10 protein-coding genes are annotated in these 11687 nt (G+C 49.7%); 2 read left to right on the forward strand and 8 right to left on the reverse strand.

Features of this window, described 5'->3' with window-relative positions:
* Nucleotides 1–146 precede the first annotated feature (146 nt).
* The 8 genes from aspS to FNY66_RS15875 all read right to left on the reverse strand — a co-directional run bounded on the left by aspS (nt 147) and on the right by FNY66_RS15875 (nt 10338).
* Nucleotides 147–1934, reverse strand: coding sequence for an aspartate--tRNA ligase (aspS, locus tag FNY66_RS14870; protein ID WP_087152518.1), 1788 nt, complete (start codon nt 1932–1934; stop codon nt 147–149).
* Nucleotides 1927–3177 carry a histidine--tRNA ligase gene (gene hisS, locus FNY66_RS14875; RefSeq protein ID WP_087152517.1) on the reverse strand — a complete coding sequence of 417 codons (1251 nt, stop codon included), beginning with the start codon at nt 3175–3177 and terminating at the stop codon, nt 1927–1929. The genes aspS and hisS overlap by 8 nt, the downstream gene beginning before the upstream one ends.
* Nucleotides 3168–4625: a coproporphyrinogen dehydrogenase HemZ gene (gene hemZ, locus FNY66_RS14880; protein ID WP_087152516.1), complete on the reverse strand. Its 1458-nt coding sequence runs from the start codon at nt 4623–4625 to the stop codon at nt 3168–3170. Before hemZ ends, hisS begins: the two co-directional genes overlap by 10 nt.
* A 45-nt stretch (nt 4626–4670) precedes the next feature.
* Nucleotides 4671–5294 carry an MBL fold metallo-hydrolase gene (locus FNY66_RS14885; protein ID WP_150311639.1) on the reverse strand — a complete coding sequence of 208 codons (624 nt, stop codon included), beginning with the start codon at nt 5292–5294 and terminating at the stop codon, nt 4671–4673.
* A gap of 25 nt (nt 5295–5319) precedes the next feature.
* Nucleotides 5320–7623 (reverse strand): RelA/SpoT family protein, encoded by a 2304-nt coding sequence (locus tag FNY66_RS14890; protein WP_087152514.1) that lies wholly within the window; start codon nt 7621–7623, stop codon nt 5320–5322.
* 144 nt (nt 7624–7767) lie between these two features.
* A complete protein-coding gene (gene recJ, locus FNY66_RS14895; RefSeq protein ID WP_150311640.1) occupies nt 7768–9480 on the reverse strand; it encodes a single-stranded-DNA-specific exonuclease RecJ in 1713 nt (570 codons plus the stop codon).
* Between the two features lie 94 nt (nt 9481–9574).
* Complete coding sequence (locus tag FNY66_RS14900; RefSeq protein ID WP_229409552.1) at nt 9575–10147, reverse strand: hypothetical protein; 573 nt, start codon at nt 10145–10147, stop codon at nt 9575–9577.
* Nucleotides 10144–10338 (reverse strand): hypothetical protein, encoded by a 195-nt coding sequence (locus tag FNY66_RS15875; RefSeq protein ID WP_229409553.1) that lies wholly within the window; start codon nt 10336–10338, stop codon nt 10144–10146. The genes FNY66_RS14900 and FNY66_RS15875 overlap by 4 nt, the downstream gene beginning before the upstream one ends.
* Before the next feature lie 337 nt (nt 10339–10675).
* Between FNY66_RS15875 and FNY66_RS14905 the strand changes: the two genes are divergently transcribed.
* Nucleotides 10676–10942, forward strand: a complete 267-nt coding sequence (locus FNY66_RS14905) for an autorepressor SdpR family transcription factor (protein ID WP_087152512.1) — start codon at nt 10676–10678, stop codon at nt 10940–10942.
* 3 nt (nt 10943–10945) lie between these two features.
* Nucleotides 10946–11605, forward strand: a complete 660-nt coding sequence (locus FNY66_RS14910; RefSeq protein WP_150311641.1) for an SdpI family protein — start codon at nt 10946–10948, stop codon at nt 11603–11605.
* Nucleotides 11606–11687 lie beyond the last annotated feature (82 nt).

Genomic DNA, 11687 nt, shown 5'->3' on the forward strand with positions numbered 1-11687 from the left:
ATCACCCTGCTTTGCTAGTTCCTGTTATATTCTGTAACCGGAGCCAGAATCAATCTTTCTCCGTCCGTGGATACGTGAATTGTCCGTGCTGTATCAATCTGTTTTGTGCTGTTTTTCAATTATGAGCCTGTACGATAAATCCGGAATTACTCTGACACAACAGAAAGCCCCAGTTCCTCGAGCTGTTTCTCATCGGCCGGAGTCGGAGCCTCCGTCATCAGGCAGGATGCATCCTTGATCTTCGGGAATGCGATCACGTCGCGAATGCTGTCCTGTTTTGCCATGAGCATGACAAGGCGATCCAGTCCGTACGCGAGTCCTGCGTGCGGCGGCACTCCGTACTTGAATGCTTCAAGGAGGAAACCGAACTGGCTGTGAGCCTGCTCTTTTGTAAATCCGAGCGCCTCGAACATCTTCTCCTGAATGTCATTCTGATGGATTCTGACACTTCCACCGCCGATCTCGTTTCCATTGAGGACGATATCGTATGCCTTCGCGCGGATCTTACCGAGCTCCCCTTTGTCCAAAAGCGGCAGGTCCTCCTCCATCGGCATCGTGAACGGATGATGCATAGCGAGGTAACGTCCCTGCTCATCGCTCCACTCAAACTGCGGGAATTCCGTGATCCATACGAAACGGTATTCGTTCTTGTCAAGCAGATCGAGCTGTTTCGCAAGCTCCACACGGAGCGCTCCCAGAGAATCCCATACAACTTTATTCTTATCGGCAGCAAACAGGAGCAGATCTCCCGGCTGTCCGTCCATCGCTTTGATCAGCGCGTCCATCTCCTCTTCGCTCATAAACTTCGCGAATGAAGATTTCACAGTGCCATCCTCCTGAATTGCGATATAAGCAAGGCCTTTTGCACCGTAGTCTTTTACAAATGCAGTCAGCTTGTCAATCTTCTTTCTCGGCATGCTACCCTGTCCCTTGGCATTAATACCGCGGACACTTCCGTTGTTCTCGATCGCACCTGTGAACACGCCAAAGCCACAGCCTTTTACCACGTCCGTCACATCGGTCAGTTCCATACCGAAACGCAGGTCCGGCTTATCGGAACCAAAGCGGTCCATAGCCTCCTGCCATGTCATTCTCTGGATCGGGAGCTGTACATCCACATCCAGAACCTCTTTAAAGAGTTTTGCAAGATATCTTTCATTTACATCGATCACATCGTCAACATCCACGAAGGACAGCTCCATATCGATCTGCGTAAATTCCGGCTGTCTGTCGGCGCGCAGGTCCTCGTCGCGGAAGCATCTCGCGATCTGGATATAGCGGTCGAAACCGGAGCACATAAGGAGCTGTTTGTAGAGCTGCGGTGACTGCGGCAGTCCGTAGAAGCATCCCGGATGGACACGGCTCGGAACAAGATAGTCTCTCGCACCCTCCGGCGTCGTCTTGCCGAGCATCGGCGTCTCCACCTCGAGGAATCCCTCGTCTGCAAAGAACTGGCGGGTCAGTGTCATAACCTGGCTCTTCATGATAAAGTTCTTCTGGAGGTCCGGTCTTCTCAGGTCAAGATAACGGTATTTTAAGCGCACTTCTTCCTTTGTCTTGGAATTTTCCTCCACCTGAAACGGGGGCGTCATGGATTCAGAGAGGATGCGCAGCTCAGTCGGGAGCACCTCGATCTCTCCTGTCGCGATCTTCTCATTTACCGCGCCGGAACGCTTTGCCACTTCCCCGACAATGGCAACCACATACTCAGAACGGAGAGACGCCGCCTTCTCGATGAGCGCCGCATCTGTCTTCCCTTCCTCACACACGACCTGGATGATTCCTGAGCGGTCACGCACATCGGTAAATACGAGTCCGCCCTTATTTCTGTTCTTCTGTACCCATCCCATGATGGTCACAGTCTCGCCCACATTCGCCGCGGAGAGTTCCGCGCATCTGTGAGTCCTTTTAAGTCCCTGCATTGATTCAGCCATTGTACACCTCCGTAATATCTGTATATCCCTGCTCTGCGAGCTGTTCTTTCTGGAATTTCTTGTTCTTCTTCATATTCATGATCATGACCTGGTTGCCAGCCGCACGTTCTGCCTTTGCCTGGTCGAGTACTTCCAGGAGCTTCTCTCTGGAAATTTTCTTCTCCAGCAGATATGCTTTCTTCGGTCTGCTCGTCGGCACCTGATATCCGCGCTCGAGAAGCAGCATAACGATACGCTCAAACCCGATAGAGAATCCCACCGCAGGCGTATCCTGTCCGGTAAATTTGCCGATCATCTTGTCATAACGGCCGCCGCCGCCCACTGATCCGCCGAACTCATCCATAGAGATCTCGAAGATCGTTCCGGTGTAGTAGGACATGCCGCGTACGAGCGTAGGATCGAACTTCATGCGGAAGTCCGCTTCCTTCTCCTGCTCCACACAGCTGATGATCATTTCCAGCCCATCCGCCGCCTCAGGCGCAAGATAGCCCTGTAATTTCTCCTTACACATGCGGACGCCCTCAACATCGCCCGTAATCTCTTTAAAAAGATCAAGATACTTTTCAACCGATTCTTCCGCATATCCGTTCTCCTTCAGTTCTGCAGCCACGCCGTCCAGTCCGATCTTGTCCATCTTGTCGAGCGTAATGAATACATTGTCGTAATCTTCCTCTTTGAAGCCGCTGTAAGCAGCCATCGCCTTTAAGAACCTTCTGTCGTTGATGCGGATAGTAAAGTTGTGGAAATCCAGTTTCCCGAGGAGCGTCGTTGTCGCCAGGATCAGTTCGATCTCCGCCAGGTTGGACGGCTCGCCCAGAATATCGATATCACACTGCATAAACTGGCGGAAACGCCCTCTCTGGGGTCTGTCCGCGCGCCATACATTTCCCATCTGCAGCGCCTTAAAAGGAGCCGGCAGCTCATTTGCATGGTTTGCATAGTAGCGGGAGAGCGGCACGGTCAGGTCATAGCGCAGACCGCCGTCCACAAGATCAGCCTCTTCCTTTGCCTCGTCGATTTTCAGTTTCTCGCCTCTCTTTAAAATCTTGAAGATCAGCTTCTCATTATCTCCGCCCTGCTTGCTGCACAGATTTTCGATGTGTTCTACGCAGGGAGTCTCTATGGATGAGAATCCGAATGTCTTATATGTGTCCTTGATAAGGCCGATGACATAATCCCTGACCTCCATTTCGGACGGCATCATGTCCTTCATGCCCGTGACCGGTTTCTTCTTCAGCGCCATAACCATTCTCCTTTTCGTTCTATCATTTCATCGATCCGCGCGATGTAATCGTTGATGCTCTTTACATTTTCCGCGCGGACCAGATTCACTTCTTTTCCCCCATCCTTTATGATCGGGTTTTGCAGCAGGATCTTTGTAGATGCTCCCGCTCCCGCGGCAAGGATGGTCTGTTTTTCTTCCATAATCAGTATATTGTATATTCCGGCTTTGTCAAGTTCTGCATAGCCCACATTTTCAAAATTCCCGGCAATATTCTTCTGACGGTACAGATAATAGGGAAGCAGTCCCATCCTGCGGGCACTCTCGTATGCCTTCTCAACCATCCCCGATATCTCCGCGTGGAGATCTGCCGTACGCCCCTCCTGTCCGAACCTTGCCGCGCGCTTGATCGCGAGGGCATGGACAGTCAGGCTGTCGGGATGCAGCGCTTCAACCTGGCGGAGAGTGTCTTCCATATCCTCCACCGTCTCGCCGGGAAGTCCGGCGATCAGGTCCATATTGATATTGTCAAATCCAAGCCTTCGTGCCAGCTCAAATGCTGCCACGGTCTGCTCTACCGTATGGCGCCTGCCCACCAGATCCAGCGTCTTCTGCTGCATGGTCTGCGGATTAACGGAAATACGGCTCACAGGGTACTCTCTGATCACCGAAAGTTTCTCTTCCGTTATGCTGTCCGGCCTGCCCGCCTCCACAGTAAATTCCAGCACGTTGGAAAGGTCAAAGCACTCCGTGACCGTGTCAAGCAGCCGCTTCAGCTGCTCCGGTTCAAGCGTAGTAGGGGTTCCCCCGCCGATATAGACCGTGTCCGGAACTCTCCCCTCCGCCCTTGAGCCGATATAGCGGATCTCCCTGATCAGTGCATCAAGGTAAGCGTCCACCCGGTCTTTCCACTGTCCGATTGGCGATGAACTGAAGGAACAGTAAGAACATACACTTGGGCAGAAAGGAATTCCCACATACAGACTGAATCCTTTTTCGCAGTCCAGTCTGGACAGGAGTGCATTCTCCCGTGAGGCAACCTCTGCCGCAAGAGAAGCTTTCTCCGGACTCACACAGTATTTCTTCATCATAAAACGTGCCGCCTCTTCTTCCGAAGCGCCGCCCTCCAGCTGCTCCATGGGGATCTTCGTAGGGCGCACTCCGGTCAGCGTACCCCACGCGAGCGTCCTCCCCGTCTCTTCTGTCAGATACAGGTACAGCCGCCTGGTCACTTCCTTCTTCACAGCCTGCTCTCTCTCCTCTTCGGAGAAGAACTTCTGTCCTTCAAGCACTGCATCCACCTCTTCCGGTGCAAGGGAAAAGCAAGAGCCTCCCGGCAGCCTGACTGCCATAAGAGGTTCCTGCTTTTCCTCTACTTTCTGTATGATCTCCTCGCCCGGAAAAAATGATTTCACAATGTGATATGCATTATAGGTATACTTATTTTTTTTACTCGATATCCCGATCATTGTTATCCCGTCTCATTTCCCCGATATTACTCTGCAGCATCCCTGCTACAGGAACGGATTATATTTCTTCTCATATCCTACTGTTGTCTCTTCCATATGCCCCGGATACACCCTTGTCTCATCCGGAAGCACAAGAATCCTGTCCTTAACAGAGCGCACCAGCGCGCCCATGCTTCCCGTGGGCAGATCTGTACGTCCCACTGACGCCCGAAAGAGCGTGTCTCCGCTGAACAGTACTTTTTCCTCTGCGATGTAATAACAACATCCGCCGATCGTATGTCCCGGCGTCTGGATCACCTGAATCTTCATTCCCGCAATCTGCAGCAGATCTCCGTCCTTGACAAACTGCGCTCCGGTAAATGTATACGGCTGTCCGAGCATCCCTGAGGACGAATTCATCTGCGCGTTTTCAAGAAGCTCTTTTTCCGCTCCGCATGCATAGACCGGGACAGGAAACTCTTCCAGAAAACGGTCGAGTCCCATAATATGGTCAAAATGTCCGTGAGTGAGCAGTACCGCTCTCACTGTCATTCCAGCATTTTTTATGTGGCTTACCAGTTCCGGAGGACAGGCCGCCATATCCACTATGAAGCACTCCATCGTATCTTCATTTCTGACGATGTAGCAGTTCGTCCCCACCGGACCAAGTACAAATCTTTCTATCTTCATCTTCACAATCTCCTGTTCCGGTCTGTCAGCCCGTCGTCCTCTCAATATCGATCACGCTCTCGATCTGTCGAAGCTTCTTGATCACCACTTCAAGCTGCTCGCGCCCCTGAACGATAAATCCCATATCCAGAGTGGCCGTTCCCTTCTTGCTCGTGCGGATATTGACGGACTTCACATCAATCTTCTCTTCCGTGAAAACTTTCGTCACGTCCATCAGAAGCCCCTGTCTGTCGTCGGCATACATCTTGAGTTCGGCAAGATACTGTCCTCCGCCCTCTGTATCAGATGTATCCTCCCACTCGGCGTCGATCAGTCTCTCCCGCTCGGCATCGGAGAGATGAAGCATATTCACACAGTCCGTCCGGTGGATAGACATTCCTCTTCCGCGGGTGACAAAACCGACGATCTCATCTCCGGGCACCGGATTGCAGCACTTTGAGAAACGGACTGCCATATCGTTGATTCCCTTGACCACAATGCCGCTCTTAGATCTTGCTATGTGGACTTTCTGCCGGTTTGCCTCTGAAATCTTCTCCAGAATCGTCTCGTCCGTGATTTCCTTTTTATGCTCTTTCTCGTACTCTTCCTGCAGCCGGTTTACTACCTGGCCTTCCTTCAATCCGCCGTGTCCGATGGCCGCAAGCACTGCATCCCAGTCACGGAAACCATATTTCTTCTGTACAATCTGCTGGTATTTTGGTTTCAGGATATTGAGCAGGTCGATACTCTTGCTGCGGCAATAGGAACTGATCAGCTCTTTCCCCCGGATAATATTGTCTTCTTTAAATTCTTTCTTGAACCACTGATTGATCTTATTCTTTGCCTGTGTACTCTTGACAATGTTAAGCCAGTCACGGCTCGGTCCCTTTGAGTTCTGGGATGTAAGGATCTCTATCCTGTCGCCGTTCTGGATCTTATAATCAATATTTACAAGCTTTCCGTTTACTCTGGCCCCGACCATCTTATTGCCGACCGCGCTGTGGATCGCGTATGCGAAATCCACCGGCGTGGAGCCGTTCGGCAGGTTCTTTACATCGCCGTTTGGCGTAAAGCAGTAGACGTCTTCTGCAAACAGGTCCAGATCGCCTTTCAGCAGACTTAAGAACTCCCGATTGTCGGACATGTCTCTCTGCCACTCAAGGATCTGGCGCAGCCAGTTGAGCTTTGCCTCCTGGGACGCCATACTCTTTGCCGCATCCGATCCTTCCTTGTATTTCCAGTGAGCCGCGATACCGTATTCGGCTGTCTTGTGCATTTCCTCGGTACGGATCTGGATCTCAAAAGGCTGTCCGGACGGTCCCATAAGCGTTGTATGCAGCGACTGGTACATGTTCGGCTTCGGCATGGCAATGTAATCTTTAAACCGTCCCGGAATGGGGGTATACATCTCGTGGATCACGCCCAGCGCTCCATAACAGTCTTTTACCGAATCGACGATGATGCGCACCGCAAACAGATCGTATACCTGATCCAGTGTCTTGTTCTGGTTTACCATCTTTTTATATATGCTGAAAAAATGCTTCACACGTCCGTAAACTTTTGCCTTGATGTGGGCATTCTTCATATGCTTTGACACTTCCGCAACAATCTGCTGGACGAATTCTTCCCGCTCTGTCTTTCGCTCGTTCAGGTCTTTTACAAGCTGATAGTAAACATCCGGCTTCCAGTATTTCAAAGACAGATCATCGAGTTCTGTCTTGATCTTGGAAATACCGAGCCTCTGCGCAATAGGCGCGTAAATGTCCATCGTCTCGCGGGCTTTCTCCTGCTGTTTTGCCGGAGTCATAAACTCCAGCGTGCGCATATTGTGAAGCCGGTCTGCAAGTTTGATAATAATCACCCGGATATCCTTTGCCATGGCGAGGAACATCTTGCGCAGATTCTCAGCCTGTACTTCAAGCTTATCCTGGGAGTAACTGAGCTGTCCCAGCTTCGTGACGCCGTCCACGAGGAGAGCAACTTCCTCGCCGAATTCTTTCGTAATATCATCCAGCGTCATTGCAGTATCTTCCACTGCGTCATGCAGCATGCCCGCAACAATCGTTTCCTTATCCATCTCAAGATCCGCAAGGATAATTCCCACCCATAAGGGATGAATAATATACGGCTCCCCTGATTTACGCACCTGATCTTTATGCGCTTCTTTCGCGATCCTGTATGCCTTCTCGATCATCGAAATATCCGTTGAAGGATGGTACTTTCTCACTCTTGCCACCAGCGCCTGATACAGCTGTTCCGGGTCCTGATAATCCTCGGGAGCCTTTACCGCATGGCCGTCCACGACCTCAAGATTCTTATTAAGCTGTTCATATTCAAGAGTTCCCGCCATATCACTACCCCCTTGCACTGTCACGTTTTATCTATAAGTATAATATCTCTAAATAAAAAGGATGCCTCTGTAACTGCGGGGCATCCCCTATAACTCTATAATATTCATAGTATAGCACTATTTTGTCGATTTTCAAACATTTTTCTACTGATAATTCACAAGCGTAAGCTGCAATGTCCGCCTTCCCATGTATTCGTTGATTGTCGGATAATATGTAAACGACATGAAATTCTTCTGCTCCATCGCCCGAAGGCAGTCTTCCACATCTCCAAAGTGCACAGCCTCCATCTGATATCCCTGCTGATCCTGCAGCCTGCATTTGAGCACATTTCTATTCTTCCCGAAAATACGCGGACTGATAACTCTCAGGTCCTTCTCCGCGAACAACGGCTTGGGGTTCCCTTTGCCAAAGGGTTCCAGAAGTTCCAGTTCATTTACAAGCTGTTCCGTGATGTAAGGGAACGGCAGACGCATATCGATGGACACCTTTTCCTGCAGATCATCATCGCTCAATTCGCACAGTTCATTGATCGTCTCCCGAAAACGCTCTACATTCTCCTCTTCGAGTGACAGGCCGGCCGCCAGCTTATGTCCGCCGAATTTTGTAAACAGCGCCCTGCACTTACACATCTGCGCAAACATGTCGTACGTCTCGATGGATCGTCCGGAGCCTTTCACTCCCTCTTCGGCTCTGGTGAGCACAAATACAGGCTTGTAATATTTCTCCCGGATCCGTCCTGCAATGATACCCGCAATACTCTCGTGGCAGTCAGGCAGATAGACAACCAGCACACGGTCATCTTTCAGAGAAGTGCTCTCGATCATCCGGACAGCTTCCTCTACACCCCGCTCGGTCATCTCTTTCCGGCTGTCATTCAACGCTTTTAAGTCCTCCGCCAGCATAACCGCATCCCGTCTGGTACGCGCATTGAGTAGTTCCAGCGCCCGTTTTGCCGTATCCAGCCGCCCGCTGGCATTGATGCAGGGTCCGAGAACAAATCCGATATGGTAGGCATTCAGCCGATCCACATCAACGCCCGTACATTCGATCAGCGCTTTAAGCCCCGGATTCTGTGTACGTTTGAGCATCTCCAGCCCCTGTTTCACAAAAATACGGTTCTCTCCGGTCAGATCCATCACATCTCCAACCGTCGCGATCGCCACATTTTCCATGAGGTAATCCACGTCTTCCGGATCTCTCTGCATCACGTTATAAAGCGCTTCGACCAGTTTATATGTCACCGCCGCGCCGCACAAACCCTTAAACGGATACTCACAGTCTGCCCGGTGAGGATCAACGACCGCATCCGCCCGGGGAAGGATATATTCTTTCTCTTCATTTATCTGCACATACGGCACTTCGTGGTGGTCCGTCACTACGATCGTAAGACCGTTTTCTTTTCCATAAGCAATTTCCTCTGCCGCAGCGATCCCGTTGTCACAGGTGATGATCGTATCGATCCCGTCATCGATTGCCCGGTCGATCAGATCGATATTTAGTCCATACCCGTCCTTGATCCGGTCCGGGATATCTGTGTCCACATCCGCTCCAAGTTCAGACAGCCCCTGCTGGAGAATATATGTGGCATTTACTCCGTCTATATCGTAGTCCCCGATCACACGGATGCGCTTCTCCTCCCGGATCTTTTCAGACAGGATCTCTACTGCCCGGTCCATATCCTTCATCAGCATTCCGTCATAGAGATCCGCGATCGTTCCGTTCAGATAGAAATCAACAGCTTCATCCCCGATAATATCCCTGTTGCGGATCAGCCTTGCAAGGATCGGGGAGATGTGATATTTCTCCGCAATCTCATTAAAATCCGCTTTCTTCATAGTGATGAACCATTTTTCCATATCTGATGTGCCTCCCGGAGTTACTGTCTGAATGTGTTTACTGATACACTTTACTTAATAGAATATCAAAGCCAAACTATTGCCTTTCGTTGTATTACTTTTCCTGCCCGAGCAGTCCTCTTATCTGTTCTGCTGAGAGATCGCAACAAGCTGATATCTCCTCTATAGTTTTTCCCTCACGGAAGAGCCTGAAAATTGTCTCCGCAAGCTTCAACCCGGAGGCCTGACCCTCCTCCCAGGCCTCTTCCCGTTCCTGTCTGATATGTTTCTCCTGATCATATTCAAAAATACTCATCGCTTTCGCCTCCGCCCTGTGCTTCGTCAGGAAATCCTTCAGGACGTCTTCCGCAATACACTCGTCAATTGCCCTCTCCACTGCTTCCACTAGTGGCTGCTCTTTTGAATACAGGCGGATCTTATCCGTGTATACAGCGTAATCCTTAAGCGTCCTGCACGCCTCCTTGAGCCTGCTGTTATTTGATCCTGAAATATTGAGCATCACTGCTTCCAGCTGCAGTTTCGGCTCCTCCACCTTCAACCTGTACATATCCGACAGCCTCAGGGGCGTCTCCTCCGGCATATCTTTTTCCCCATTGTAGAAGATAACAAACTCCGGCGGCGGAATCTGCACGACCTTTGTTCCGTACAGGTTCTCGTTCCTCGTCATTCCCGCATAAAGCTGAGATATATAGATAAGGAAACGCAGCGGAAGGTTCGGATTGTACGTGGACTGATGCTCATAAAGAGACAGTCTCCTGTCATCGCATTGTACAGTTCCAACAGGTTTTTCTTGTCTTCGAATACCATGATAAACACAGTAGATTTAAAGGTTCTGTTTACAGTTGTTTCATTTGCCATATATTAGCCTCCTCTTTCTGTTGTAGTACAGAGAGGCTGCTTCATCCTTTCTTCCATTCTGAAAACCTCTCCGCTATATCAATTGGGAATAAAAGCATTGAGATTTTCCTGAATGTAGTTAGAAATGATGAAATGGCGAAATACCTTTTCGAAATAAAAACATGCTGGAATGTATTAATGCTTTGGATATATCATAGCATATGATTGGTTGGGATTCCAGATGAAATCTTTACAGGAATAGTTCAGCCAATTTTAAAGATCTTATTGACTTCTTTTCACTGTAGTGCTATATAGTATTTAGAAACTTTTCTAAATAGTTTGGGAAGGAAGTGGTCAATTGAGTTTTGCCGAGACATTTAAAGCTTTATCCGACCCGGTACGCCGTGAAATACTGGAGCTTCTGAAAAATGGCAGACTCTCTGCCGGAGATATAGCTTCAAACTTTGATATGACACAGGCAACCGTCTCCTATCACCTGAAGATCCTGAAAAAAGCCGATCTGATCCGGGAGACGCGGGAAAAGAATTTTATCTATTATGAATTAAATCTGACCGTGCTTGAGGAAGTCATGGTCTGGCTGTCAGATCTGAAAGGAGAGAAGTAAACGATGGAGAATGTAAAAAAATATAAGATTACAATTATCATTACAACACTGATCACACTGCTGCCGATCCTGTTCGGACTCATTGTATGGAATCGTCTTCCGGAACAAATTGCCACACACTGGGGCGCAGACGGACAGGCGGACGGATACTCTGGAAAAACATTTGCCGTATTCGGCATGCCATGTATCCTTGCCATACTGCAACTGTTTGTCTCATTTATCACCCTTAATGACCCTAAGAGGCGCAATATCCACAAAAAACCGCTCACACTGGTGCTCTGGGTCATTCCGGTCATGTCGCTTATCGTAAATGTCATTACTTACGGGGTCGCCCTTGGCATGGAAATAAATGTAGGAATCATCGTCTCCATACTTATCGGTATCCTGTTCGTCATCTTAGGCAACTATATGCCGAAACTGCAGCAGAACTTTACCGTCGGCATCCGGGTACCCTGGACGCTGAACAGTACAGAGAACTGGAACCGCACCCACAGGCTGGGCGGAAAAATGTTTATACTGGGAGGATTTCTCCTGATCATCACAGGCTTTCTCGGCAGCGTAATGGGCGATTACGGAACCCTCGCCGCGCTCATCGTGATCGTAGTGATCTGCGCGGGAGTGCCGGCAGTGTATTCGTTCTGGCTGTTCAAAAGAGGGGTATAAATTCCGGATTTATCGTACAGGCTCATAATTAAAAAACAGCACAAAACAGATTGATACAGCACAGACAATTCACGTATCCACG

Origin of the sequence: Mediterraneibacter catenae, from assembly GCF_008691045.1 — a bacterium.
Classification (GTDB): Bacteria; Bacillota; Clostridia; order Lachnospirales; family Lachnospiraceae; genus Mediterraneibacter; species Mediterraneibacter ornithocaccae.